Source organism: Flavobacterium sp. SP2, assembly GCF_057626655.1.
This window is the reverse complement of record NZ_JBVHBT010000003.1, coordinates 336,144-362,782: the sequence shown is the minus strand read 5'-3', so window position 1 is coordinate 362,782 and position 26,639 is coordinate 336,144. Positions and strand designations below refer to the sequence as shown.

Sequence of the window (26,639 nt, the reverse complement as noted above, 5' to 3'; positions counted from 1 at the left end):
ACTTTTATAATAATGAAAGTATTACAATTCCCTTTAATAAAAATTACTTTTTTATTTGTGCTGGGAATTATTCTTTCTCATGGCGCAAAACTTTCTTTTGCAATCACATTTCCTGCAGTTTTAATCGGATTTCTATTATGTTTTTCATCGTATATTCTTTCGGAAAAGTATAAACTTTCAACAGTTTATTTTAGTATTTTCTATTTGTTTACCGCTTTTGCAATTGGCAGTTTTGCTTTGATTTGCAATGATGAAACCCGAAATCTTTCGCATTATATTCATCAAATTGATGGTTATCAGGAAAACTACGATTCTGAAATTACTATAATAGAAAAACTTAAAAACACTTCAAAAAACGACAGATACATAACAGAAATACATTTGCTTAATGGAAAAGAAAGTTCAGGGAAAATAATACTGAATATTCGAAAAGATGGCGTTTTACCAACTTTAGAAATTGGATCAAACTTAAAAGTAGTAGGTAATTTTTACAAAAATCGAGATCCAAATAATCCGAACCAATTTGATTATGGAAAATATCTGGAAAACAAACAGATATTTGCCCAAATCTATTCGGATGCGAAAAATGTCAAAATCGGTTCAATTTCTGATGAAACCTTAAACTTTTATGCCTCAAGAATTAGAAACAAAATTCTAACTAATCTAGAAAAAAATGGTTTCAATAAAACCGAATTAAGTGTTGTTGCTGCTTTGATTTTAGGTCAACAACAAGACATTTCACAAGAGGTAGTTCATGATTATCAATATGCTGGTGCGATTCATGTGCTTTCGGTTTCAGGATTGCATGTAGGATTTATTTTATTGTTCATCACATTTCTTTTAAAACCGTTACCAAATACCAAAACCAATTCATTACTAAAACTTATAATTATAATTTCTTCACTTTGGTTATTCGGAATTTTGGCAGGGTTGGCACCGTGTGTAATCCGATCAGTAACGATGTTTACATTTGTTGCGATTGGAATGTTTCTAAGAAGAATAGTTAACATTTACAACACTTTATTGGTTTCAATACTGCTGATATTATTGGTAGAACCATCGTTTTTATTCGATATCGGATTTCAATTGAGTTATGTTGCCCTATTTTTCATCATATGGTTGCAACCGCTTTTGTCGTCAATTTGGGAACCTAAAAACAAGATAAAAAAGTATTTTTGGGATATTATTACCGTTTCATTTGCCGCTCAAATAGGAACTTTGCCCATGACAATTTATTACTTTCATCAGTTTCCAGGCTTGTTTTTCATTACCAATTTGATAATTCTTCCTGCACTAACATTGATTTTAGCACTTGGAGTTTTAGTAATGGTGCTTGCTGCATTTGATGTCGTTTGGATACCAATAATGAAGTTATTAGAAAAATCGGTTTGGTTTTTAGATCAAACAATTAGTTGGGTTGCGTCGTTTGAGTCGTTCGTTTTCAAAGATATTTCTTTAACATCATTTTTAATGATCAGCTTGTATCTACTTATTACAGCTTGGATTATCTATTTTGAAAAACCAACTTATAAAAAATTAGTTGCAGGAATTATAACCGTAATTATTGTGCAAATTTTTATGTTTCAAGCTAAATATTCCAATGAAAAAGCATCCGAATTTATTGTTTTTACCAAAAGTAAAATATCAATAATTACTGAACGAAATGGGGACAAAATTATACTTTCAAGCAACGACAGTATTCTTAAAAATGTGAATGATAATTTGGCAATAAAATCCTATTTGATAGCTAATTTTTGTAGAATAAACAAAAAGCAACCCATTGTAAACTTATACTATTTTAAAGGTAAAAAGATATTGGTTTTAGATAGTACAGGAGTTTATTTGAATAATCAAAAACCTGATATTTTAGTATTAACCAATTCACCAAAAGTAAGTTTAGAACGCATTTTTAAGTCTTGGAAACCACAGCAAGTTGTAGTTGACGCTTCTAATTTTAAATCTTATGTGAAAATTTGGAAAGCCACGTGTAAAAAAGAAAAAATCCCTTTTCATGCCACGACCGAAAAGGGATTTTATAAATTATAATTTTAAGATTAAGCCTTTGCTTGCTTTTTCTTAGTTGCTTTAATTTCTTTTTTTGTTGGTTTAGGATTTGGGACAAATTTACTAATAATTTGGTCTGCGCCTTGTAACCAAACCGTTGGACCACCAGCCACATAACCGGTCATGCCTAATTGTTCAAAACTAATTTTCCCATCGATAACTCCTGTTGGTTTAGCAAGCCAAACAGTTGGATAACCTCTTACGCCAAAAAATTGTTGCAATTGCATGTTTTGCATTTTTAAATCATCGGCTTGTGGAGTTCTTCTAGGAAAATCAAGTTCTACCAAAACCACTTTTTCTTGAGCCCATTTTATGAATTCAGGTGTTTTAAAAACTTCTTTTTGCAATCGAATACACCAACCGCACCAATCGCTACCAGTAAAAAACAAAAATAATGGCTTGCTTTCTAAGTTGGAGATTTCAATTGCTTTGTTTAAATCGGTATGCCATGTTAACTCTTCTTGTGCTTGAGATAAAAAGCTTCCAAAAAAAAGAAAAGCTCCTACTATAAATTTTTTCATGTTTTAAATTTTTACAAATATATTCAAAAATAGTAGCAAATAATGTCGGCTACTTTACTTCTTGCATTAGTTTTTTAATTAACGGCGAAATAGCGATTAATAGTACTCCTGCGATTAACGCATAGATTGCTAATTGATAATAACCATCAGCATATACGTTTAATTTATCTAGGTTGGATGCATTTTCTGAAGCTTCGGCGATATTTGCCCCAAGCAATCCAGCAAAATATTGACCGTAGGCACTTGCTAAAAACCACATTCCCATAATTACAGCTTGCGTTTTTTGTGGTGATAATTTGGTCATTGCAGACATTCCTATTGGTGAAAGACACAATTCTCCAAAAGTGATGATAAACCATCCAAAAGTAAATAAATCTAATGATGTTTTACCTGTAGTTTGATCAGCAAAAAATTTAGTGTAATAAAATATCCAAAAACCTCCAGCAAGAAATAGAAATGCTAATCCAAATTTAATCATTGTATTAGGTTCTATTTTTCTTTTCGCCATCCACAACCAAATCATTCCTACCATAGCTGCAAAAATAATTACAAATAATGAATTGGCAGAATTGTTAACTCCGTTTGGATCTAATTGAATTCCGGCAACGGTATTGTTTAAGTTATCTGCTGCAAAAGCACTTAATGAACCACCACTTTGCTCGAAAAATGCCCAAAACACAACCGAAAACAACATAAATATTACCGCAGCAACTAACTTTTTATTTTGTGAAACGGAGAAATTTCTCATTTCATAAATCAAATAAATAATAGCAATTGGTCCGATAGCGTACATAAAATAATCGGTATACTTTGTGTTAGAAACCATCACAATTATTATAGGAATTATCAAAATAGAACCTATGTAAGTTAACCATTCGTATAATTTTCTCCTTTTAGAATCCAAATGTGCTAAGGGTGACAAACCAATTTCTCCCAAACTTTTTTGTGTTTGTGTAAACGTTAATAAGCTAATAATCATCACAAATGCTGCGAATCCGAAAGCAAAGTTCCAACGAAGACTTTCTGGAATTAAATTAGAAAACATTTCACCTTTTCCAACCGCAATACAAATGTAACCACCAATTAAAGCTCCTAGATTAACACCAGCATAAAACAAGGAAAAACCTGCATCTCTTCTATTGTCGTTATTGTTGTATAATTTCCCAACCATTGAAGAAATATTAGGTTTAAAAAATCCTGTTCCAACAATGGTAAAACTTACACCAAGAAAGAAGAATTGTTTTGGATCATAAGCTAAAATAAAACTCCCAAGAATCATTAACAAACCACCCCAAAATAGTGATTTTCTAAATCCAAAAATCTTATCGGCAAAAAGTCCACCAATAAAGGTAAAAGCATAAACCCAAGCTTGCGTCGCACCATATTGCAAATTAGCATCAGTATCTTTCATAAAAAGTTGATGCACCATAAAATAGTACAGCATTCCTCGCATTCCATAGAAACTGAATCGTTCCCACATTTCGCTGAAAAATAAATACCACAATTGTTTTGGATATTTTCCTTTAAAATTCTGAATTTCTTCTAATGACTGATTGATTTCCATACTTAATTGATTCCGTGGTCTTTCATTACTTTATTTAATCTTTTCACCAAGGCAAACATCAATACTGTGGCAAACATTAATAACCCGAAGTTTACCCAGAAAAAATTAGCTTTGTCGTCATATTGATCCCACATGCTTGCTAAAACTCCAGATAATTTATTTCCAATAGAAGTTGCTAAAAACCATCCGCCCATCATTAACGCGGTAATGTTTTTGGGAGATAATTTTGATACAATTGACAATCCCATCGGACTAAGAAATAATTCTCCGATGGTAATCACTCCATAATTAGCAACAAGCCACCAAACAGATACTTTCTCTGCACCATTATTTCCAATGTGAACTGCAGCGACCATAACTAATACTGACAAGGCTGAAATTAACAATCCGAAAGCGATTTTAGTTGGCGTTGATGGTTCTTTTTTTCTACTTCGTAAATACGTGAAAAACGCAACCACTAAAGGCGTTAAAATGATTACCCATCCTGGATTTATGGATTGACTTAAATTTGCCGACCAAGTAAAGATTTTACTTTCTTCTTTTGGTACTTTTTCAGTTGCTACATTTCTGAAATACAATGGATAATCAACAACTTTTATCACTTTTCCATCTTTTTTCTGAATTCTGAAAGCAGCATCATATAAAGCAACTGAATCCTTTTTATAGGTTAAAGTATCGGTAAGATTTAATTTAGAGCCAATTTGTTGCGATGTTCCAGTTAATTCTCTATCGGTATATTTATCACCCCAATTATTAAGCGCAGAACCATTTAGTTTAAATACTGCCCAAAATAAAATTACTACTGCAAAAATTGACAATAAAGCTCCGATTGGTCTTTTGTCTTCGACTTTAGCTTTGAAATATAAACTTCCATAAAAATACACAATTGGAATACAAGCAAAAATAAAAGCATCTGTACTATCTGAACCAAAAATGGCACTATCGACATTTAGGTCAGATTGAACACCTTTCAAAAACCATCCTATAATTCCGAAAACGACTGATGGAACTAAGATATATAACACAATTTTATAAAATGGCATATCGCCTTCTTGCACTCCTTTTTTATCGGTTTTATCACCATAGTGCTTGGTTCCCAATAAAAACACGATTACACCAATAAACATTCCAACACCTGCTGCCATAAAGGCTTCTTGCCAACCGAAAAGAATTTTAAGAGCAGCACCAAAGAAATTACAAATAAAAGCACCAACATTAATTCCCATATAGAAAATGTTGTAACCTTCGTCTTTCTTATCTTTATATTGTTCGTCGTTGTAAAAATTACCTAATAATGTAGAAATATTTGGCTTAAAAAAACCATTTCCTACAATTACCAAAGTCATGGCAAAATATAACATCGGCAAACTATGAATCCCCATCATCATATAGCCTGCGCCCATCATTAATCCTCCTATTACAATTGATTTTTTGTAACCCAAATATCTATCGGCAACCAATCCACCAATGAATGGCGTTAAAAATACCAAAGCAATAAAAGTTCCATACAGATCGGAAGCTTCTTTCTCTGTCATTGCAAAACCTGCTTCAACATCTTTAAGGTAAAGTGTAAAAATTCCGATCATTAAATAATAACCAAAACGTTCCCACATTTCAGATAAAAATAAGTAAGGCAATGCTTTAGGATGACTTTTCCACATAATAAATTGGTTTAAAAAAACAAACCTACAAGGGTTTCTTGTAGGTTTGAAAGATATAAAAATATTTTTTATTTTATGTTAACGAACTCCGTGCATCATTTTTTTCAATTTTGGAGTAAGCGCCATTAAAATAACAGCTGCCAATCCGCAAAGAATTACGAAAACCATGAAAAATTCGAATAAATTATGAATTTCGAATCCGGCGAAAACTGGATTATTTGGACTGATTTGATTTTTCTCTAAAATTGCTAATTGCTCAGCAGATAAAGTGATTTTCTTATCTAAAACTGCTTGTAAATCGATTCCAAGTTCTTTTGCTTTATTGAATTTATCTCCTGTTGCAGGTAAGATAGAACCTAAAGTTCCAGCTAATGCGTAACCAGAAGCATTTGATAAAAAGAATACGCCGTATAATAATGAAGAGAATCTTTTTGGAGATAATTTACCAACCAATGATAATCCGATTGGAGACAAACATAGTTCAGCACAAGTTTGAATTAAATATAAAAGAATTAACCATTTGATAGCTAATAAACCATCATTACCTAAATCTTTTACGTTGTACGCGATGATGAAATAACTTAATGCAATTAATCCTAAACCAACTGCTTGTTTTACTGGCGAAATTGGCTCTCTATCTTTACTTCTTAAATAATCCCATAACATACTGAATGGAACTGCGAAAGCCACAACGAATAATCCGTTAAAGATTTGCACCATTGATGGCGGCATATTGTATCCGAAGAAGTTTCTATCGGTTTGATTATCGGCAATAAATGTTAATGACGAACCTGCTTGTTCAAAAGCTGCCCAGAAAAATATTACGAAAAATGCAACGATATAAATTACTAAAATTCGATCTCTTTCTACTTTGGTAAGTGATGAATCTGAAATAATTAATCCAGCAAGAGACAAACCACTAGCATAAATTAAAGAGTAAATAAAGTTTTGTCCGAATAGAAAATGAAAAACTAATCCCAATCCGAAGAAAGCAACCACTGCACCAATTAAAGCTTTTTGTGAGAACACTGCTTTTTGAGATTCTCCTTCTTCATAGTCAGCTGCTTCATTTTTAGAAGGTAATCCACCTAATGGTCGACCTTCTGGTGTAACTACATATTTATTTTTAAGAAAATAGAACACAGCTGTTCCAATTAACATTGCTAAAGAAGCCGCTAAAAATCCCCATTTGAAAGCATGAATATCTCTAACTCCATCCGTTTTAACACACCTACAATTGGACAAATTAATTGACCTAAGAAAGCTCCTAGGTTGATTCCCATATAGAAAATAGTAAATGCAGTATCTAATTTACTCTTTTCTTGTTTTGGGTATAAACTTCCAACCATCGAAGAAATATTTGGCTTAAAAAAACCATTCCCAAAAATGATAATTCCTAATGCTGACCACATTAACATGTTGGCCAAACTTATATTTTTTCCAAAAATACTTGCACTAAAAAATAATAATAATTGCCCTATCGCCATCATTAATCCACCAAGTAAAATACAATTTCTGTTTCCGAAAAATCTATCGGCAATAAAACCACCTAACATTGGAGTTAGGTAACACAATCCTAAAAATCCACCATAAATTAATGACGCATCTTCTTCTTTCATCATTAAGGAATTTACTAAGAACAATGTCAAGATCGCTCGCATTCCGTAGAAGTTGAAACGTTCCCACATTTCGGTTCCAAATAATACCCAAAGTCCTTTTGGATGTCCTGTTTTTACTGCTGTTTCACTCATTTTTTATTTATTTTAATTTTGTAAGGTTAGGTTATATGAATTGAATTATAATTTTTCTTTAATGAAATTTGTCATTTTGTTATACAACTGAATTCTAGTTTTACCGCCATAAATTCCGTGATTTTTGTCTGGATAAATTGCCCAATCAAATTGTTTATTAGCTTGAACCAACGCTTCAATCATTTGCATTGAGTTTTGTACATGCACATTATCGTCCGCTGTTCCGTGAATTAATAGAAAATTTCCTTTTAATTTACTCACGTGATTAATTGGTGAATTTTCATCGTAACCACTTGCATTTTCTTGTGGTGTTTGCATATATCTTTCAGTGTAAACACTGTCGTAAAATCTCCAATTGGTAACTGGAGCAACGGCAATTGCCATTTTGAAAACATCAGCACCTTTAAACAAACAGTTGCTCGACATAAATCCGCCATACGACCAGCCAAATATACCAATTCTAGATTTATCTACATAGGCATAATTTCCAATAACTTTAGCAGCATCAATTTGGTCTTCAACTTCGTATTTTCCTAATTCTTTTTGAGTTACTTTTTTGAAAGCTGCGCCTTTAAATCCAGTTCCGCGACCGTCAACACAAGCAACAATATAGCCTTGTTGTGACAACATCATAAACCACATATCGTTGGTATCCAACCAATGATTCGCCACTTGTTGTGAACCTGGACCAGAATATTGAAACATAAAAACTGGATATTTTTTAGTTGCATCAAAATCTTTTGGTCTAATCATCCAGGCGTTTAGTTTGTGACCTTTTTCTGTCGTTAGTTCGAAAAATTCTTTATTCGGTAAATCATATTTTTTTACTTTATCAACTAAAGCGGTATTATTTACAATTTCTTGCGTTTGTTTTCCGTCTTTTGAACTGTTTAAGGTATAAGTTGGTGGAGTAGTTACGCTTGAAAAAGAGTTAATGTAATATGTGAAATCTGGGCTAAAAGTTGCTGTATTTGTTCCAACTTGTGAAGATAACTTTACCTTCTTTTTACCATCGAGCGAAATTTTATATACGTCTCTTAAAATAGAACCTGTTTCTACTGATTGATAAAAAACTGTCTTAGTTTTCTCATCAAACCCATAGTACGAAGTTACTTCCCAATTTCCTTTAGTAACTTGATTTTTTAATTTTCCAGTTTTGTCATATAAATATATGTGATTGAAACCGTCTTTTTCTGAGGTCCAAATAAAGCTGTTGTCTTTTAAGAAAGTCAGGTTATCGGTAACATCAACATAAGCTTTGTCTTTCTCATTCAAAACTACTTTGGCAGTTCCTGAAGTTCCATCAACAAAAATCAAATCTAAATTATCTTGATGACGATTCAATACTTGTGCAGAAAGTACGTTGGCATCGTTTGTCCATTTCATTCTAGCAATATAGAAATCCGAATAAGTACCAAGGTTGACGTCTTTTTTAACTTTAGAATTTACATCATAAATATGCAAAGAAACCACCGCATTTTTTTCTCCTGCTTTAGGATATTTGAATGTTTCTACTGTTGGATATAAATCTTTTTTGAAAATGTCCATAGTAAATTCTGGAACTTCACTTTCATCAAATCGAATAAATGCAATTTTTTTACTGTCGGCACTCCAATCAAACGCTCTTACAAAGGCAAATTCTTCTTCGTAAACCCAATCCGTAATTCCGTTTATAACGGCGTTTTTCTTACCATCGGTAGTAATTTGAGAAACTGACTTGGTTGCGATATCGTAAACAAAAAGATTGTTTTCTTTAGCAAAACCAATTTTAGTTCCATCTGGAGAAATGGTCGGTTCTTGTACTTTTTCTAAAACTTTAGTTAGATTTTTGGTAGTAAGATTATACAGATAATAATCGGCTGTAAACGAATGACGAAATATTGGAGTTGTGTTGTTAGCAATTAGAATTTGCTTTTCATCGTTACTAAAAGTGTAACTATCGATTCCGTCTGCTAATTCTTTGAAGGATTTAGTGTCGATTAAAGTCGAAACTTTTTTTAAAGTAGCAAAGTCATAAAGGTCGATTTGCTGTGTTCTCGAAGTTCTATCTGAGTTAAGAACAGTATATTGATTGGTGTTTTTCATGGATTGTAAAGCATCCATCCCTTTGGCTCTAAAAGCGCCTGTGTATATTTCTTCAACTGAAATTTTTTGCTGCGCAATAACCGAAAAACAAGTTAAAAGAAAGAGCGCAAGTAATTTTTTTGACATCATATTTAAGTTTGATTATAAAACGACTTCAATTTTAGTGATTTTTTTGGAAATAACGGCTTTTTTTATGTTAAATGCAAAAATTTATCCGTTAGAATTTGGTTTTCGTACCAACTCAATTGACATTTAACAGATTATAATTGCTGATAAAGTAATACGAATTTTAAATACAAAAATCCTGACAATTACGTCAAGATTTTTGTTGATAACACACTATTTAGATTCTATTTCTTTTTTCTAAAATCAAGATGATTAACCCATGTTACTTGCAAATAATAAAATTTACTCAAATCATTTTCTTTATTATTTACCCAAAAAATATGCAAAGGACCAGTTTCGATAGCATTGTTTTTATCAATTTTATAACCAACTCCAGCATAAGCCCAATTTTCTCCGTAAATAGCAACCGCATTTCTATCTAGATTAAAAAAGAATTCGTTGTACATGGACAAATATAATTTATCGCTATTTTTTTGTAAAGGTGTTTGCAAACCAATTAGATATCTCAATCTAGAAGTAAATGGAGTAGTTCCAGACATTCTATCTTGCACAAATCTACCATCGTATCGAACACGATGCTTAATATTTGTCTTATTTAAATTATACTTGTAAGTCGATTGCAAATAAAATCGATTTTCATTTCTATAATTGTCTTGAGTAGGAAATTGTCTTTCATAAACATAACTTCCGGTAAATGACAAATTGGAATTTACTTTATAAGTCAAGGCTTGTTCCGCATAAAAAACAAAAAAATTGGAAGGTTCTTTAATTCCATCTACTTCAGAATTAAACGTATTGAATGCTCCAAAATAATATAGGCTGTAGTCTAACTTATCAGAAAGAGTTCCCGAATGATCAATAGTTGGAAAAAATCCAATATGATTTTCATCTTGACCAAAACTTAGAGATGTTGTGATAGAAAATAATATCAGCAGACGGTTTTTAAATTTCATATAAGATAAATTGGTTGGTTTTTTTCGATATTATTTTATGACAAATAGGACTTTAAATCAGTTTGCTTACTTGGTCTCCAAATTTTTTGATCTAAATAAAAGTGATGACCAATAATTCCGAAAAATAAAACATAAGCCCAATTGTTGGCATTTGCGGTAAAACTACCGTTGATGTCTGGCGAACCTCCAACATTCCAAACTATAAAACCAAAAACACCACCCAATAATAATGCAACAACCATATAATTTAGTGTCTTACCATTAACAAATTTTGCAATTCCGTATTTTTGAGTTTCCTCTTTTGTATAACGCGCTTGTCCGTAATGCCAAACGATTGCGTGGTATTGAATGTTATGAAAAAGAGAATTCATAACCGCAATTAATATTAAAACACTCACACCATCTTTAGTAATAAAATGATCTGAATGAGCAATATAATAAAACATTGTGCTGTAAAAAATTAGGCAAGTTGCGATGTAAGAAACAATCGGTAAAATTTTCTTTTCGTACTTTTTATACATTACAAAAGCTTGATAAATAAAATACAACGCGCCTAAACCAGTTAAAATATAGAATAAATTGGTTGTTAAAAACACTAAAAGCGGTGTTGATTGAAACGACGAACTTATTGAAAATGTACCTTGAAGCTTAAAATTAATTAAAAAATAGATTTGAGAAAAAATAATTACAGCATATAAAGCATTTTTCATTTTAGTTTTATCTGCAAAGTCTAGTTTTATTTTTGCTGCATATATAGATAAAAATCCATAATGTTGTTTTGCATTATGATACAGCGACCATACAAAAATAAAAAAACCATAAAAAACTGTAAATGATATTGTCTTAAATTGATTTTGCAACACAATTGCCAATACAGGAAATAAGAAAAACACTAGACTTGTGTATAAAACTAGCGAATTTTCTTTTCGGTATTTATCATCAATATACGTTCTACTGTAGGTTGCCCAAAAATGGCTTCCTTCAAAAAATATTACCCAACACCAAAAGAAAATCGGCACCATTGATGGAAACTGAAAACTCAAGAACGCAATAAATAAGGTAAAAAAAGCGCCACCCATTATAAAACTATAATCAAAGAAAGGCGTTCTAATCCATGGATTTAAATTAACTGATGCTTGCATATTTGATAAATTTATTGATTAGTAAACAATTAAAAAAAAGCAATTTATTAAATTTTTAACAGCCAATTACATTGGGAATAAATTTATTTCCCAACGAGACCAGTTTTTAAAAACATCAATGAAATTGCCATATACTTTATTTATTAACGGATTTTTAACAGCCTTGGATTTCTGAAAATTAAAAAAAACATAGTACCAAATCTTAAAATATCAATATTTGTCGTAAAAATCTGCTGTTTTATCCAAACTTATATCTGTACCGTTTTTGCATCCATTTCTATATCTTTGTAAAAAAACTAAGCCCAAATCATTTCAATATGAACAACGCTATTGCAGGATTTTCCAAATTATCCAAAGAAGAAAAAATCAATTGGATTGCAGCTGAATATTTTACAAACCCACAAGATGCTATTGTTACCATAAAACAATATTGGAACAGTGATGAAAGCCTTCAAAAACTCCATGACGAATTTATTGAAAACACCATAACCAATTTTTATTTACCAATGGGAATTGCTCCCAATTTTCTTATCAATGGCAATTATTATTCGATTCCAATGGTGATTGAAGAGAGCTCGGTGGTTGCTGCCGCATCAAAATCAGCTAAATTCTGGGCAGAACGTGGCGGATTTAAAGCAACCGTTTTAAATTCAGAAAAAATTGGTCAAGTTCATTTTTTATACCAAGGTGATTTCCATAAATTAGAAAAATTCTTTCTACAGACAAAGAACAACTTTTTCATTGCTACTGAAAGCATTACCAAAAATATGCAAAAACGCGGTGGTGGCATTTTGGATATTGAACTTCGGAATAAAACTAACGAGCTAGAAAATTACTATCAACTTCATGCGACTTTTGAAACTAAAGATTCTATGGGCGCTAATTTTATTAATTCGTGTTTAGAGCAATTTGCCAAAACATTAAAAGAAGAAGCTCAAAATTTTACTGACTTTTCAGATGATGAAAAAGACATTCAAATAGTAATGAGTATTCTGTCAAATTATGTTCCGAATTGCATTGTTCGTGCCGAAGTGTCGTGTAAAGTCGAAGAACTTGCTGAAAAAAATATTACAAATCCACATGAATTTGCTGAAAAGTTTGTTCAAGCAGTGAAAATCGCAGAAATTGAACCCTTTAGAGCCGTAACACACAACAAAGGAATCATGAATGGTGTAGATGCTGTAGTACTTGCAACAGGAAATGATTTTCGAGCAGTAGAAGCTGGAGTTCACGCTTACGCTTCTCGAAACGGAAACTATTCAAGTCTATCTCATGCTAAGATTGAAAACGGAATTTTTACTTTTTGGATGGAAATTCCACTTGCTCTGGGAACTGTTGGCGGATTGACATCACTTCATCCTCTAGTGAAAATGGCTTTAGAAATTTTAGGAAAACCAAGTTCGCATGATTTGATGCAAATTGTTGCAGTTACAGGATTGGCTCAAAATTTCGCTGCCTTACGTTCCTTAACTACAACCGGAATTCAAGAAGGACACATGAAAATGCACATAAATAATATTCTAAACCAGTTTGATACAACAGAGGAAGAACGAAAAGTGATCAAAAATCATTTTGAAAAAAATACGATTTCTCACGCTGCAGTTGTTGACTTTATTGAACACCTAAGAAGATAAGATTTTGAAAAAAGAATTTTACAGCAACGGAAAATTATTAATTACTGGAGAATATGTAGTTCTAGATGGTGCAAAAGCATTAGCATTGCCTACAAAATTCGGACAGAACTTAATAATTGAAGAAGCAGAAGGCGAAGCAATGGAATGGAAAAGCTACGATTCTGACGGTACTATTTGGTTTGAATCTAGTCTATCTTTTGAATCTATTGTAAACAAAAGCAAACACGAAGACAATCAAAACATCGAAAATACTTTGATTGAGATTTTACATGAAGCCTACAATTTGAATCCCGATTTTATTACAAAATCTAAAGGATACAAAATCACTACCGAATTGACTTTTCCAAAGTTTTGGGGATTAGGAACTTCTTCAACGCTAATAAATAATATTGCAGATTGGCTGCATATCGATGCCTACGATTTACTTAAAAAAAGTTTTGGAGGAAGTGGATACGATTTGGCCTGTGCTCAAAACAATTCGCCCATAGTGTATCAATTGGTTAACGACAAACCCGTAATTGAAACTATTTCATTCGAGCCTGACTTTTCAGATAAAATATATTTTGTTTACCTCAATAAAAAGCAAAGTAGTAAATCGGCCATTGCTACTTATTTGCAAAATCATGCCGATGTAACTAAAACTATTCTAAAAATAGATGCAATAACTGCTACTGTCATCAACGCTACAGAACCTAAAGAGTTCGCTCTAGCGCTCCAAAAACACGAAATAGAAATGAGTTCAATTCTAGAACAACAAACGATTAAAGAGGCCTTATTTCACGATTTCGATGGCGTTATCAAAAGTCTTGGCGCTTGGGGTGGCGATTTTATTTTGGCAATTTCAAAAGAAAATCCAACTTCCTACTTCAATAATAAAGGTTACCCTATTGTCATACCCTATCAAGATATGATTTTGTAATTCAAAAAATAGTATTAAAACGAAAAAATCCTGAGCAAGCTCAGGATTTTTTTATATTAAAAGTGATTTAATTTTAGTAAAAATCTACTCTATTATCTTCAATATCAGCGTTGTTTTTTAAAGCTGGCAATACTCTACCAACACCTTGAGCTGCTAACGGTTTCAATTTGCTTACGTATTCATCATACTTAGGCAATTTTGGCGCTTTCGTAACTGATTTAGTTTTGATAACATATACACCAGAATTTCCTTCGATTGGTGCTGAAACTTTATTTACAGCAGTACCAAAAGCAGTACCTACAACTTTAGGTTCAATACCTACATTTGCTAAAACTGGATTATCAACAGTTGCTTCTGGAGCATTTAGAACAGTAACTTTATTTGCAGTTGCAATAGCTTCTAAAGTTGATCCAGACATTTTAGCGATAATTTTTTCAGCTTTCTTTTTATTTTTAAGAATTCCTTCTACTAACGGTCTTGCTTCTTCAGCAGTCATAATTCCTTTTTCGTTTACTTTTTTAAGCTTAGCAATTACGTTTCCAACATTTACAACTTCAAAACGTTTTACATCACCAACTTTAGCTTCGCTGTAAGCCCATTTTACTATTTGTCTTTGGTTACCTAAGCTACCAACAGCTTCATCCATTGGTTTCGCTTTAACTGGAGGACTTACAGTTAATTTTTCAGCTTTAGCTACAGCAGCAAAATCTTTACTGTTAGCATCCATTTCAAATTTAGTTGCTTTTGTGTAAGCTTCATTTGAAGTAGCTTCAGAAGCTTCGATTTTTTGAGCAACTGTTGCTAAACGAATAGCATCTTGCTTGTCAGTAACGTTAATGATATGGTATCCAAACTCAGTTTCAACCAATCCGATTTTTCCAATTGGGTTTGCAAAAACGTAATCGTTAAAAGGTTTCACCATTTGATTTGGACCAAAATAACCCAAATCTCCACCTTGTTGTGCTGATGAATCATCAGAATTGGTCAAAGCTTCCATCATAAAGCTTCCTGGATTTGCAAGAACTTTAGCTAATATTGCATCCGCTTTAGCTTTAGCTTCTTCTTTAGTTCTTTTTTCTTTTTTGTTTGGGATTTGAGTTCCTTCCCAACTGATTAATATATGGCTAGCTTTAGCTTTAGCACCCGATTTTTTCCCCATTGCTTTAGAAATACAATAGTATTTTCCGTTTACGTATGGGCCATAAATTTCCCCTGTTGGCAAATTGTAAAGTGCATCAGCAAATTCTGCTGGCAAATCTTGTTTGGTTACATAAGTTGAATCGTAAGGAACTTCTGAATTAGCATTTACAAATTCAGCTACATTTGAAGCACTCTTAAAACTTGGTAACGTATCATTCTTTCCAGTTTCTTTATTGTAAACAACACTTCCTGTTAATAAACCTTCAATTCTTGTTTTAACCTCAGCTAAATCAGAAGTAGATGGCTTATCTTCAATAATTACATATTCTATTTCACGAGTTTCTTCCGCTTTGTAACGCTTTTCGTTTTTCTTAATGTACTCAATTATTTCAGCATCTGTAATTTTCACATCGCTATCTTTAATTGTAGAATAAGGAACTGCAACATAATCAAAATTAACTTTGTTAGCTTCCAATTCGTATTTGAATTTTCCTTCTAAAGCAGTTGTGTGTAATCCTGAACGAATCAAAGTGCTATAAATTTGAAACTTAGAATTTACATCAGCATCTTTTTCTCTTGATTGTAAAAATGGCTTTTGCTCAGGATTAGAGTTAAAATAAGCTCTAAATTTAGCAATATCAAACTTACCTAACTGGTTAAGAAATGCTGGATTTTGACCAATATTTTGATCTTTTTTAAGATTATCAATTATATGATTTTCTCCTGTACGAATTCCGGCTTTTTCAAATTGGTTAGAAATTAAAGCAATTGCAATTTCTTGATTCCAAATTTGCTCTGCAGCTTGAATAGTAGTTGGAGTTTGTCCGTTTTGGTTAGGACTTTTTTCAAGGTTTGCCACCTTTACTCTAAAATCTTCAAAATCAATATCTTTTCCGTCTATAGTTCCAACTTCTCTAGACTGACTTTTAAAACCGTTTGCAAATAAATCTTGCACAATAAATGCTAGTAAAGCAAATGCAATAATTCCTATCAATAGTGCCGAACGTTTTCTAATATTTGATAAAACTGCCATTGTAATATTTGTTAAATTTTATTTCAGTTTGCGAAAATACAATTATCTGTGAAATAATTACATTTTAAAACTATATTTTACATTAAAAAGTTATTTTTTTTTATTATCAGTCTAAAATTGTCATTTTAACCACATCTATTTTGGTATTTGAAGCTTCTTCAATTATAAAATGAAAATTATCTATGCTTATCTTATCGCCTATTTCTGGTATTTCTTTGGTATAATCTACTATAAAACCGCCTAATGTTCCGTAGGAGTCGCTTTCTGGAATTGAAAGTTTGTATTCCTCATTAAGGTAAGTCACATCCAATCGTGCTGAGAAAAGATAATTTTTATCGTCCAATTGTTTTTCTAGCAATTCTTCGTCGTTGTCGTGTTCATCTTCAATTTCTCCAAACAATTCCTCGATAATATCTTCTACAGTAACAATACCCGAAGTTCCTCCGTATTCATCTAAAACAACGGCAACACTTTTTCTTTTTTTGGTAAGAAGATTGAGTGTATCTTTAATAAATATTGTTTCAGGTACAAACTCTACAGGAATCATAATGGCTTTTATTGTTCTTGGCTTTTTAAACAATTCGATGGAATGCACGTATCCTATAATATCGTCTAACGAATTTTGATAAATTAGTATTTTAGAATAACCGGTTGATATAAAGAGCTGACGAAGATTGGCTACCGATTCATAAATATCTATCGCTACAAGTTCTGTACGCGGCGTCATAATGTCTCTAGCTTTTACTCCAGAAAATTCTAAAGCATTTTGAAAAATTTGAATTTCAGAATCCATGTTTTCATGATCTTCAACAGAGTTCATTTGTTCGTTGATATAAATACTAAGCTCAACTTTACTGAAAAATGAAGGAACACTATCGCCATCTGTTTTAAAAAACTTTTTAAGTATTACATCTGAAATCCAAATTACAAATGAGGAGAAAAAATAAAATATACGATAAAAAAAGTAGGCAGGAATTGCAAAAAATTTAAGCAAAGTGTTGGCATAAATTTGAAAAAAAACCTTTGGCAAAAATTCGGCAGTAATCAATACAACCAAAGTTGAAATTACAGTTTGCACAACGAGATTGGATAAATCTGAAAAATGAAAATTAAACGATTCAATCCAACTCATTATTAAATCTCCCATAAAGAATCCATAAATTACTATGCAAATATTGTTTCCAACAAGCATTGTTGCAATGAATTGTGAGGGTTTTTCGGTAAGTTTTGTAAGTATATTGGAAACAAAGTTGTCTTGCTTCTTTTCAATTTCAAGATATATTTTGTTGGAGGAAACGAAAGCAATCTCCATTCCAGCGAAGAACGCGCAAAGCAGTAAACATAAGATGATTACTCCTACTTCCATTATTGCTTGGGCTGGTTATTTTTTCTTTCTTCAAATCGCTTAGCAAAACGATTTCTAAAGAAGAATGTAAAAAAAGCTAATGCTGCAAAGAAAACACTCAACCATGGTTTTTCAGGACTATTCCAGTTGTAAATAGCATCTGCAGTCATGACTAATCCAATTACAAGATAAAGATATTTGGTAATATTAAGGTAATTCATAATTAATTTGAGCTTTCAACTTCACCAGAAATTTTTTGGGAGTTAATTATTTTAAAATCTTTACTAAAATCTACACCTTCTCCGAAGGAAATTCCTTTAGGATCTGTAAATTTATATCTTTTATCGGTATAAAACCATTCATTTTTTTGATCGAAATACAATTGATCAGTTTCAAACAATTGACCAGTCTCGTTAGAAATCTTAACGCTTCCTTGTAAATCTATCAAATCAGTGTTTTTGAAAGTTGCAGCATACTTTGATGTTACAAATGTTTTTTTACCTTTTTCATCAAATAATGTTACGTTTATTCCTACCGGGAATTCGGTAAATGGAAATTCTACAGTTGCATAATCGAGCATTTTCGGACTTATAAGTATCGACTTAATTCTTCCTGAATCAGTATATTTAAGATTTATAGAATCTGCTTCGCCGCTTGGAGAAAATTCGGCAAAATTAGATTTTTGAACTTCTCTAAAATTACTTTCGCACGACATGAAAAGCAACATTGAAATTCCTAAAAGAATAATAAAATAATATTTGGTACTGAATTGCATTAAAATAGTTTAAAGTTGCACTTTTTCATTAATCCAACAATTTAACTTCACTTCTTTCTTTTTTGTATTTTTATCTAATGCAGCTTTCTTTAAAAAATCTGCCGACATTTTCTCGGACAAACTTAATAATGACTTTTCAGCAATTGCCGCTTTAAGAACCGTATCTGAAGCTAATTTATAAATCGCTTTTTTCTCAATCTCATTCGTACCACACTTTGAAACACTTGTAGCATAAAGATTGGCTAAAAAAACGTAGTATTTTCCATTTTTCTCGTCATTTTGAATGCATACATTAATCATTTCTTTAGCCTTTGCTTTATCAGAATTAGCTAAAATTGTCGCAACTACGTAAGCATTTTTTGCTTTCTCAGTTGGATTTTTTGACATCGATACAGATAGATTGTAGTATTCAATTGCTTTATCTTGCTTGGAAGTATTTAAATAAAAATCCCCAAGATAATAGGCAGATTGTGCAGATGGATTTAGTTTATGCAATTGCAATCCAATTTTTTCAAATACAGCAACCGATTTACATTTTTCAGATAATGCTAAAGCTACTGATTCCAGCCAAGAAACGTTATCACTATTTTTTTCAAATCCTTTTTGAGCATATGAACTTAAGTTTTCACACGTTAAGACTCCTGAAAACAACGATTTAGAGGCCATTAATACGCGTTTGTATTCTGGAGCGGTCTCTGGAAATTTGGAAGCGTTATAATTGGCAAGTTCCGTTACCGAAATATACTTACCAATCAAATCATCATTAGTTATGGCCGACTTATCTTCTTTCGAAAGCTGAAAATAAGTTTTTAAATAAATGTATAAAAGCTGTGAGTTGGTAAAGGTCTCCCGCTGAAAGCTAAATGATTTATCTAATAAATCATAAATTTCTTGATCAGTGCCTATCTTATTATCATATAATGCTAAAGCTCTTCGTTGAAAATTTCCATTGGTGTTTTCTGGAAAGTTTTTATCATATGCATCTAATAATTTTATAAGTTCGGTTACTTTAAAATCTACTTTATCTGCATCACTACTTTCAATGTTATACTGTAATACCTGAGTTGCTAAAACATACATTTTTTCTGAATGTGCTGGACAAGCACTCAGAATTTCTGGCATCAATTCATATGCTTTAGCATAATCTCTATCTTGAACCATCTTTCCAAACTCTTCTTCTTTTTGGGCACACTTATCGTCTTGTGCGAATGTAACTAGTGTGAACAAAAAAGTCGCAAAATATAAAAAAGTATTTTTCATGATAGCTTTATTTTTTGATTAATCAATTTTTCTTCTTCTAAACCATTGGTCGTTAAAGGTTAATCCTACACTAAAGTTTAAAAAGTTTTCTTGAACAAGTCCGTAACTTGTTTTTCCTCTTTTACCAAGTTCAAATCCTAAATTGATATTTGAAAATGTTCCTCCTAATGGCAAACCTAGACCTAAAGTTATTGCTTGATCTTCTATGGACTGCGAATTGATCACTAAGCCTGTTTTTTCATATCGTAAACCTGCTCTGTATGTAACCTTATTGAAATAGTTATTAAACGACGCGTATTTTGGAATATAAAATCCACCAATTACATAACGACGGGTGTTTTCATAACGTACATTGTCAATATCATTAAAACGATTTCCTTGACTGCTTGTTCCTTGAAAAGTAATTTCAGATCCAACGCTCCATTTTTTAGCCTCACCAATAGCCGCGCTAAAAGCAAGCCTTGAAGGAATTTTAATGGTTGTATTCTCAACATCAATATCTTGATCTTCTAAAACTGCAAAACCTCCGTTTAATTGTAATTGTACAACAGCAATATTTCGTTGATTTGATAATTTTAAATTTGATTCAGGCGCATACGTGACAGCAGAATAAAATCGTAATTTTTTATTAACCTTTCCATTATATGCTAAGCCAGTATTAAAAGTAACACCTGTTACATCTGAGGTATTTCGTTCTCGAGAACCATTTTGAACTTCTGTTTTAAAGGTTATACTAGTAGTTTCAATAGTACCAAAGTTATATTGAACATCAGCTCCAAGACTAAAATTTTTATTAAGATTAAAACCAACTCCTACAAATGCTTTGTTGATTCCTCCAATTCCGTTAAAGCGTTTGGTATCTGGATTATCTCCTTGTGTGACACTTTGAATTTTATATCCTACAGAAGAATACGGCATTATTCCAAAACTTACTCCAGCTTTTCCAAGTGGCAAACCTACCGCAAGATAGTCAAATGTAGTTCTCTTAGTCTTGCTTTCATCGTTGACAGTCTTTAAAGTTGTATTACTATATGTTCCTCCAACCGCAAACGAAGTTAACTTTAAACTTGCTAAATGTGCAGGATTTTGTAAATTTAGGTGAATACTATCAGGAAAAACAGATAAACCTCCCATCGCACGATTTTCAACAGTACCTTTGAAACGAACATCTCCAATACCATAAAAAGAATAAGGAGAAGACGTACCTTCTTGAGCAACAGACATTAAAGAGAAAAGCAAACTTATGCTTAAAATAATTTTTTTAATCATTTTTGATTGTATTGAATAGTTTGATTCAAACTTTCGAGAAGAAAATTTGAATTGGCAAATATGGTATTTTTTAATCGTTTAGCCAAAAATTCTGCGTCTCCACCAGTTAAAATTATGATAAAGTTTTCATTGTCTTGGATATAGCTTGAAATAAATCCATCAATTTCAAACAGTATTCCATTTATAACACCAGAATGAATGGCATTGTTAGTTGAATTACCAACAGTAGAATTTGGAATTTCTTTCTGAAGTAACGGAAGATTAGCTGTGTAATTATTTAATGAATGATACCGAAGTGAAATTCCAGGCGAAATTGCACCTCCAAGGTAATTATCTTCTTCATCAATATAATCATAGGTAATGCAAGTGCCTGCATCGATAACTAATCGATTGTTTTTAGGAAATTTAAAAACAGCTCCAGCTGCAAGAACCATTCGGTCTATTCCTAAAGTATTGGGAGAAGCATACAAATTAGTAAACGGGAATTTAAAATTTCTATCAATAATTGTAACTTTTATGTCGCTATTTATGTTGGTAAATACTTCTTTTTCTAATTTTCCAACGTTGGAAACTGCTATTTGAGAAATTTTTTTAAAATTTTTTAAAATTTTTTTTATTTCGTTTTCACTATCAAATTGAGGAAATATGCACTTCTCAATAAGGATATCATCCTCAAATACAGCTGCTTTGACTTGTGTATTTCCAACATCAATAACTAGAATCATTTTTATCATTTTAGAATTACAAAGGTACAAATAGATTTTTTTTTAAAATTGTTTTGGATAAATTAAAAATCGTTCTATATTTGCACCCGCATTAGCACGGTACCTTAGCTCAGATGGTAGAGCAATGGACTGAAAATCCATGTGTCCCTGGTTCGATCCCTGGAGGTACCACAAAACCCGAATAGTAGTATTCGGGTTTTTTGTTTTTATACTCAAACAAAAAAAACGCATAACTCAAATCGTTATGCGTTTTTTTTATCAGTACTGTTTTTAGGATTTTGTTTCTTCGTATTCGGTTTCTTCTAATTCTTCAGTTTTTCTACCTAAAGCAACTTTTGGCTTGTCCTGCGTTCCAGTAATTTTTAATGGAATTCCAATGATGCCTAACGGCGGTAATCCTAGACGCATTTTAAAATTTAATCTTCCATCAAAACTTGTTGTCCCTTCAATTCTTGGTCGGAATCCTGCAACTTTAAACTTAAATCGCTCTACAGTGATTATATTGTTCTTTATTGTCGTTTTGATATCTACTTTTGACAAATCGGGATTTTTTATTCCATCTTTGCCAGTTTTTTTACTCACAGCGCCAAACATTTTGAATCCTTTCATCTTTACATTTTTTACACTAAGAAGTCCACCACCTTTAAGTGACGGATATATTGGTAACATTTCATCGTTTAGTCTTCCTGCCACTTTGTAATCTAATGAAATTATTCCTTCAGCATTTGCTGCAGCAGTGGCCATTTCTCTAAACATTTTAACTTCATTATAGGCTCTTTTAACATCAAATTCATTTGCTTTGACTTTAAAATCGAAAAAAGCTCTATTTGAAGTTTCATTAGCGTAAACAACATCCATTTTCACATTACAACCCACAACATCAAATGCACCATTTTTAAGACTCAATCGACCTTTGTTTAGGGCTAAATTTCCTTTCAAATTTTGCAATTTCAATTCGTCAAAATCTACTTTACTGGCAGTACAAGTAAAATTCAAATCAAAATTAGGAGGAACAACAATAACACCTTTTGAAGTATCTGTTTTATCTTGACTAGCAGCGGGAGTTGATTTTGGCATAAATTCGTCAACCATAATGTAGTTTGCTTTAAGGTTGAAAGATCCTTTTAAAACTGCATTATCTACTAGAACAAAATCGATAACATTTTGTAGATAACCGTTCATTGTTATGTCAGATTTACCATAAGAAGAAATGAAGTTGTTGAAATTCATCTTATCTTGATTAAAAACAAACGCTCCTTCTTTAATTACAAACGGTTTCGGAAGGTATTGCGAACGTGTTTTTATGTTACGCAAAATCAAGGTTCCCTTGTTGTTTAATTTTTTATAATTACCATTTACGGCATCAGCTTGCGTACCTTGAAAAGAAACATCTGCCTTGACATATCCTTTTAAATCGAGACCTTTTTGAGAAAAAACTTTATAAATCTTTGCAAGATCAAGCTCGCCTTTGGCTTTGATATCGTATTTGATATTTTCTAAATTTTCGAGTTTAGCGTTTACAAAAATTGGATTCCCTTCAAAATCAAATGATGCTGGCGTTAAGGCAATTTTTAAATCTTGTAATGTTCCCAATTTATCAGAAATTGATCCTATAAAATTTATATTTTTAATAGGATTCGGATAATAATCTGTTTTTATAAATCCGTTTTTAAATTCTACTATTCCATTAGTTACTGGAACCAAATGCTTCACTTTATCATAAACACCATTCGAGATTATATCAACTTTTAAAACACCTCGTAGCTCCATGTTATTCAAACCTAAAGCCTGGTCTAGACTTGCCAAATCTATTTTAGACTTGATGTTTGCATTTATTTTGGGAGTTGAAAGTCCTTCTGATTTCAGTATCGCTTTTACATAATCTTTTCCTACATTAAAATAAATGGAATCAATATTTACTTGAAGTTTTTCAGTATCTAGAGAAGGTAATTTTGTATCAAAATTCATAAAAATATTGGTGGCCGGAATTGGCGTTTCTTTATGATTGATTTCACCTTCGCGAATTTTCATATTAAAAGCCAAATCGGGTTTCTCATTTGTAGCGGCACTGTATTTTCCTTTTAAGGTAAGTAGTAAATCAGTATTCCCTTTCACTTTGGTTTTCTCAAGCCAAGTCACATATTGTGGTGGCAAAGCAGTGAAAAAATCATTCAGTTTACTGTTGGTCGATTCTACTTTAAAATCTAAATCGTAACCACTTTTAAGAAAATCTAACTTGCCAATAAAATCTATGGGTAACTTATTGATTTTCAAATTATTTTCTTGAAAAATAAATGAAAGTGAATTGGTATTTATTTTTGTTATTAAATCGGCATTAACTTTTTTATTTTTTAAATACTGTTGATTTGAAAATGTAAAATTGAAATCTTCAATTACGGCTTCCGTTGTTAAATCAAATATTGATTGGTCTAAATCACCTTTACCAAGATAATTAAATCCTTTAGCATCAATTAGAATTTCGGCACTTTTATCATTGTACAACAGATGCGTATTTTCAATTGCTATTTTATCTAGTTTTAAAGATGTTGCAGATGTTGTGTCTTTGGGCTTGGTTGATGGTTTTGAAACATACACATTATAATTGGCTTCACCTTTTTCATTTACCATAACGTTTATAAAAGCATCTGAAACAAAGATTTTATCAATGGTGATTTTTTTGCTAAACACTAAACTTTTAAGATTAATTCCAAAAGCAATTTCGTTGGCAACTACAAGTGTATCTTTTTGAAATGGTGCTGAACCTTTAAGAGAAAACTGAGTTAACGATAATGTTAATGAAGGAAAATGGTTGAAAAAAGAAAGTTTGGCTTCTTTAAAATCAAGATCGCCAGCTAACTTTTCATTGGCAAATACCTTTACTTCTTGCTCTATTTTTCCTGGAAAAAGTATAGGTAATAAAAATAATAGTAGAAGAAATACTAGAACAATAATACCCGATATTTTCAAAAATTTGAATAAAAGTGACTTCATTTATAAAAAATTATTTTCTATGCAAAGCTAAAATAATCTTTAAGATATAAAATTAAAATGAAGTTATATAATAATTTTAAATCCTTAATTCTGAAATTTATATGATGTAATTTAATGAAATAGTATGGGTATTGTTACTAAAATTGGAAAATGGTTTTTTAGTTTTGTTCTGCTGATTTTATCGGCAAATATTATCCTGAACGTTTGGGTTGGAATTAAATTCAAGAATTTATTAGAAACTAATTTAATTCCGCAACATTCCATCAGTTATCACAATTTATCTATTTCACTATTTGATAGCAGTTATTTTATCAATGAAATTTCTATTGATTATAACAATGGAAACGACAAAACAGTTTCACAAATTTTTGGGAAAATCAACGCTTTAGAAATTTCTCAAATTAAATTTTGGAAACTACTATTTACCAAGAATATTGATGCAAACAATGTTATTCTTCATTCACCAACTATTACATTTTACAAAACCGATTCGGAATCCAATAATAGAAATAAGAAAAATCGATTTAACAAAAATCTGACAATACAGACTTTTTCTGTAAAAAATGCATTTGTAAAAACTATTGATTTAAAATCAAAAAAAGTACTTTTAGAAGTAATTAACACCGATTTAAAAATAGAAAACATCAACGTTACAAATGAAACTATACAAGCCAAAATACCGTTTTTATTTGATCAATACACAGCAAGTTGTGATAGCATAGCCTACCATCGGGATGAATTTTACGATTTTAGAAGCAGCAAAATTACCTTAACTAGCAATACTTTTAATGCAAAAGATGTTAAAATGACTCCTCTTTACAGCAGAAAAGGTTTTGTAAAGAGAATCCCTTTAGAACGAGATTTATATACTGTTGTATGTCCAGAAATCGAAATTAAAAATATGAATTGGGGTTTTAGAGATTCGGTATTTTTCTTTGCTGCAAAGAATGTAGTTCTAGACAAAGTTTCGGCCAATATTTATAGAAGTAAAATGCCAAACGATAATCTATTAAAGAAAAATCTATACAATAAAATGCTTCGAGATTTAAAGTTTAATCTAGATATTGACACATTAAAAATTAGGAATTCTACATTAGAATATGAAGAAGAAATTTCTTTTGAAAAAGGAGCGGGACTATTAACTTTCGAGAATTTTAATTTAACAGCCTCCAATATTGAAAGTGGCTTGGGTAAAACTAACACCGATGATATGAATATCAAAGTTAACTGCAATTTTATGAAAACATCGCCTTTAGCAATAGATTGGAAGTTAAATGTTATGGATAAAACAGATGGATTTAGAGTACATGGAAGCATTTTAAACTTTGATCTTGAAAAGATAAATCCGTTTAGTCTTCCCTATATAAATGTAAAAGTTGATGGAGTATTTGACAAAGTTCTTTTTGATTTCACAGGCAATGATAGTTCTAGTTTTGGAAAATTCGCAATGGAATATGATGATTTTAAAGTTACGGTTTTAAAAAATGAAAAGAGAAATCGAAAGAAGAATAAATTTTTAACTGCTGTTGGAAATTTGTTTGTAAAAAAAGATTCGAAAGAAAAAATAAAAAATGTAACTGTAAAATTAGATCGAAATCAGGAGAAATCGTTTTATAATTTTTTGTGGATAAATATTGCAGAAGGATTAAAAAAAATATTAATTTAAAGAAAAAGACCTTTC

Annotated in this window: 18 protein-coding genes, 1 tRNA gene and 1 pseudogene; 5 read left to right on the top strand and 15 right to left on the bottom strand. The window is 31.4% G+C overall.

The window, feature by feature from the left end:
* Positions 1 to 12 precede the first annotated feature (12 nt).
* A complete protein-coding gene (locus ACZ098_RS09470; RefSeq protein WP_487311512.1) occupies positions 13 to 2,046 on the top strand; it encodes a ComEC/Rec2 family competence protein in 2,034 nt (677 codons plus the stop codon).
* Positions 2,047 to 2,054: 8 nt separating this feature from the next.
* Here the strand turns inward: ACZ098_RS09470 and ACZ098_RS09465 are convergent, their stop codons facing one another.
* The 7 genes and pseudogenes from ACZ098_RS09465 to ACZ098_RS09435 all read right to left on the bottom strand — a co-directional run bounded on the left by ACZ098_RS09465 (position 2,055) and on the right by ACZ098_RS09435 (position 11,867).
* Positions 2,055 to 2,585: a thioredoxin family protein gene (locus ACZ098_RS09465; protein ID WP_487311511.1), complete on the bottom strand. Its 531-nt coding sequence runs from the start codon at positions 2,583 to 2,585 to the stop codon at positions 2,055 to 2,057.
* A 49-nt stretch (positions 2,586 to 2,634) separates the two neighbouring features.
* Positions 2,635 to 4,149, bottom strand: coding sequence for a peptide MFS transporter (locus tag ACZ098_RS09460; protein WP_487311510.1), 1,515 nt, complete (start codon positions 4,147 to 4,149; stop codon positions 2,635 to 2,637).
* 2 nt (positions 4,150 to 4,151) lie between these two features.
* Positions 4,152 to 5,810: a peptide MFS transporter gene (locus ACZ098_RS09455; protein WP_487311509.1), complete on the bottom strand. Its 1,659-nt coding sequence runs from the start codon at positions 5,808 to 5,810 to the stop codon at positions 4,152 to 4,154.
* 78 nt (positions 5,811 to 5,888) lie between these two features.
* Positions 5,889 to 7,561: pseudogene (locus ACZ098_RS09450) on the bottom strand (peptide MFS transporter).
* Positions 7,562 to 7,606: 45 nt separating this feature from the next.
* On the bottom strand, positions 7,607 to 9,775 hold the full coding sequence (locus ACZ098_RS09445) for a S9 family peptidase (protein ID WP_487311508.1): 2,169 nt from the start codon (positions 9,773 to 9,775) through the stop codon (positions 7,607 to 7,609).
* Positions 9,776 to 9,996: 221 nt separating this feature from the next.
* Positions 9,997 to 10,725 (bottom strand): DUF2490 domain-containing protein, encoded by a 729-nt coding sequence (locus tag ACZ098_RS09440; RefSeq protein WP_487311507.1) that lies wholly within the window; start codon positions 10,723 to 10,725, stop codon positions 9,997 to 9,999.
* A gap of 35 nt (positions 10,726 to 10,760) precedes the next feature.
* On the bottom strand, positions 10,761 to 11,867 hold the full coding sequence (locus ACZ098_RS09435; protein WP_487311506.1) for a hypothetical protein: 1,107 nt from the start codon (positions 11,865 to 11,867) through the stop codon (positions 10,761 to 10,763).
* Between the two features lie 281 nt (positions 11,868 to 12,148).
* Between ACZ098_RS09435 and ACZ098_RS09430 the strand changes: the two genes are divergently transcribed.
* Both ACZ098_RS09430 and ACZ098_RS09425 read left to right on the top strand, forming a co-directional pair.
* The gene (locus ACZ098_RS09430; RefSeq protein ID WP_487311533.1) at positions 12,149 to 13,501 is read left to right on the top strand and encodes a hydroxymethylglutaryl-CoA reductase, degradative; all 1,353 of its coding nucleotides are present in this window, start codon (positions 12,149 to 12,151) and stop codon (positions 13,499 to 13,501) included.
* A 4-nt stretch (positions 13,502 to 13,505) separates the two neighbouring features.
* Positions 13,506 to 14,420: a GYDIA family GHMP kinase gene (locus ACZ098_RS09425; protein ID WP_487311505.1), complete on the top strand. Its 915-nt coding sequence runs from the start codon at positions 13,506 to 13,508 to the stop codon at positions 14,418 to 14,420.
* Between the two features lie 73 nt (positions 14,421 to 14,493).
* Here the strand turns inward: ACZ098_RS09425 and ACZ098_RS09420 are convergent, their stop codons facing one another.
* From ACZ098_RS09420 to ACZ098_RS09390, 7 genes are all read right to left on the bottom strand, one after another.
* The gene (locus ACZ098_RS09420) at positions 14,494 to 16,593 is read right to left on the bottom strand and encodes a peptidylprolyl isomerase (protein WP_487311504.1); all 2,100 of its coding nucleotides are present in this window, start codon (positions 16,591 to 16,593) and stop codon (positions 14,494 to 14,496) included.
* Positions 16,594 to 16,699: 106 nt separating this feature from the next.
* Complete coding sequence (locus ACZ098_RS09415; RefSeq protein WP_487311503.1) at positions 16,700 to 17,959, bottom strand: hemolysin family protein; 1,260 nt, start codon at positions 17,957 to 17,959, stop codon at positions 16,700 to 16,702.
* Positions 17,959 to 18,159, bottom strand: coding sequence for a hypothetical protein (locus ACZ098_RS09410; RefSeq protein ID WP_487311502.1), 201 nt, complete (start codon positions 18,157 to 18,159; stop codon positions 17,959 to 17,961). Before ACZ098_RS09410 ends, ACZ098_RS09415 begins: the two co-directional genes overlap by 1 nt.
* Positions 18,160 to 18,161: 2 nt before the next feature.
* Positions 18,162 to 18,713 (bottom strand): LPS export ABC transporter periplasmic protein LptC, encoded by a 552-nt coding sequence (gene lptC / locus ACZ098_RS09405; protein ID WP_487311501.1) that lies wholly within the window; start codon positions 18,711 to 18,713, stop codon positions 18,162 to 18,164.
* Between the two features lie 9 nt (positions 18,714 to 18,722).
* Positions 18,723 to 19,973 (bottom strand): hypothetical protein, encoded by a 1,251-nt coding sequence (locus ACZ098_RS09400; protein WP_487311500.1) that lies wholly within the window; start codon positions 19,971 to 19,973, stop codon positions 18,723 to 18,725.
* Positions 19,974 to 19,991: 18 nt separating this feature from the next.
* Positions 19,992 to 21,242: a BamG family beta-barrel-assembly machinery protein gene (bamG, locus tag ACZ098_RS09395; RefSeq protein ID WP_487311499.1), complete on the bottom strand. Its 1,251-nt coding sequence runs from the start codon at positions 21,240 to 21,242 to the stop codon at positions 19,992 to 19,994.
* Positions 21,239 to 21,967 (bottom strand): type III pantothenate kinase, encoded by a 729-nt coding sequence (locus ACZ098_RS09390; protein WP_487311498.1) that lies wholly within the window; start codon positions 21,965 to 21,967, stop codon positions 21,239 to 21,241. Before ACZ098_RS09390 ends, bamG begins: the two co-directional genes overlap by 4 nt.
* Before the next feature lie 98 nt (positions 21,968 to 22,065).
* Here ACZ098_RS09390 and ACZ098_RS09385 point away from each other — a divergent pair.
* A tRNA-Phe gene (locus ACZ098_RS09385) sits at positions 22,066 to 22,138 on the top strand.
* Positions 22,139 to 22,237: 99 nt separating this feature from the next.
* On the opposite strand, the gene ACZ098_RS09380 is transcribed toward ACZ098_RS09385, so the two are convergent.
* Complete coding sequence (locus tag ACZ098_RS09380; RefSeq protein ID WP_487311497.1) at positions 22,238 to 24,958, bottom strand: hypothetical protein; 2,721 nt, start codon at positions 24,956 to 24,958, stop codon at positions 22,238 to 22,240.
* A gap of 124 nt (positions 24,959 to 25,082) precedes the next feature.
* Between ACZ098_RS09380 and ACZ098_RS09375 the strand changes: the two genes are divergently transcribed.
* Positions 25,083 to 26,624, top strand: coding sequence for a hypothetical protein (locus tag ACZ098_RS09375; RefSeq protein WP_487311496.1), 1,542 nt, complete (start codon positions 25,083 to 25,085; stop codon positions 26,622 to 26,624).
* The last annotated feature ends 15 nt before the right edge of the window (positions 26,625 to 26,639 follow it).

Coding starts and splice junctions, on each gene's coding strand:
- ACZ098_RS09380 (WP_487311497.1), bottom strand. CDS start 24,958: ATGAAGTCACTTTTATTCAAATTTTTGAAAATATCGGGTATTATTGTT.
- ACZ098_RS09400 (WP_487311500.1), bottom strand. CDS start 19,973: ATGAAAAATACTTTTTTATATTTTGCGACTTTTTTGTTCACACTAGTT.
- ACZ098_RS09410 (WP_487311502.1), bottom strand. CDS start 18,159: ATGAATTACCTTAATATTACCAAATATCTTTATCTTGTAATTGGATTA.
- ACZ098_RS09465 (WP_487311511.1), bottom strand. CDS start 2,585: ATGAAAAAATTTATAGTAGGAGCTTTTCTTTTTTTTGGAAGCTTTTTA.
- ACZ098_RS09470 (WP_487311512.1), top strand. CDS start 13: ATGAAAGTATTACAATTCCCTTTAATAAAAATTACTTTTTTATTTGTG.
- ACZ098_RS09445 (WP_487311508.1), bottom strand. CDS start 9,775: ATGATGTCAAAAAAATTACTTGCGCTCTTTCTTTTAACTTGTTTTTCG.
- bamG (WP_487311499.1), bottom strand. CDS start 21,242: ATGATTAAAAAAATTATTTTAAGCATAAGTTTGCTTTTCTCTTTAATG.
- ACZ098_RS09440 (WP_487311507.1), bottom strand. CDS start 10,725: ATGAAATTTAAAAACCGTCTGCTGATATTATTTTCTATCACAACATCT.
- lptC (WP_487311501.1), bottom strand. CDS start 18,713: ATGCAATTCAGTACCAAATATTATTTTATTATTCTTTTAGGAATTTCA.
- ACZ098_RS09420 (WP_487311504.1), bottom strand. CDS start 16,593: ATGGCAGTTTTATCAAATATTAGAAAACGTTCGGCACTATTGATAGGA.
- ACZ098_RS09435 (WP_487311506.1), bottom strand. CDS start 11,867: ATGCAAGCATCAGTTAATTTAAATCCATGGATTAGAACGCCTTTCTTT.
- ACZ098_RS09390 (WP_487311498.1), bottom strand. CDS start 21,967: ATGATTCTAGTTATTGATGTTGGAAATACACAAGTCAAAGCAGCTGTA.
- ACZ098_RS09455 (WP_487311509.1), bottom strand. CDS start 5,810: ATGTGGAAAAGTCATCCTAAAGCATTGCCTTACTTATTTTTATCTGAA.
- ACZ098_RS09415 (WP_487311503.1), bottom strand. CDS start 17,959: ATGGAAGTAGGAGTAATCATCTTATGTTTACTGCTTTGCGCGTTCTTC.
- ACZ098_RS09375 (WP_487311496.1), top strand. CDS start 25,083: ATGGGTATTGTTACTAAAATTGGAAAATGGTTTTTTAGTTTTGTTCTG.
- ACZ098_RS09460 (WP_487311510.1), bottom strand. CDS start 4,149: ATGGAAATCAATCAGTCATTAGAAGAAATTCAGAATTTTAAAGGAAAA.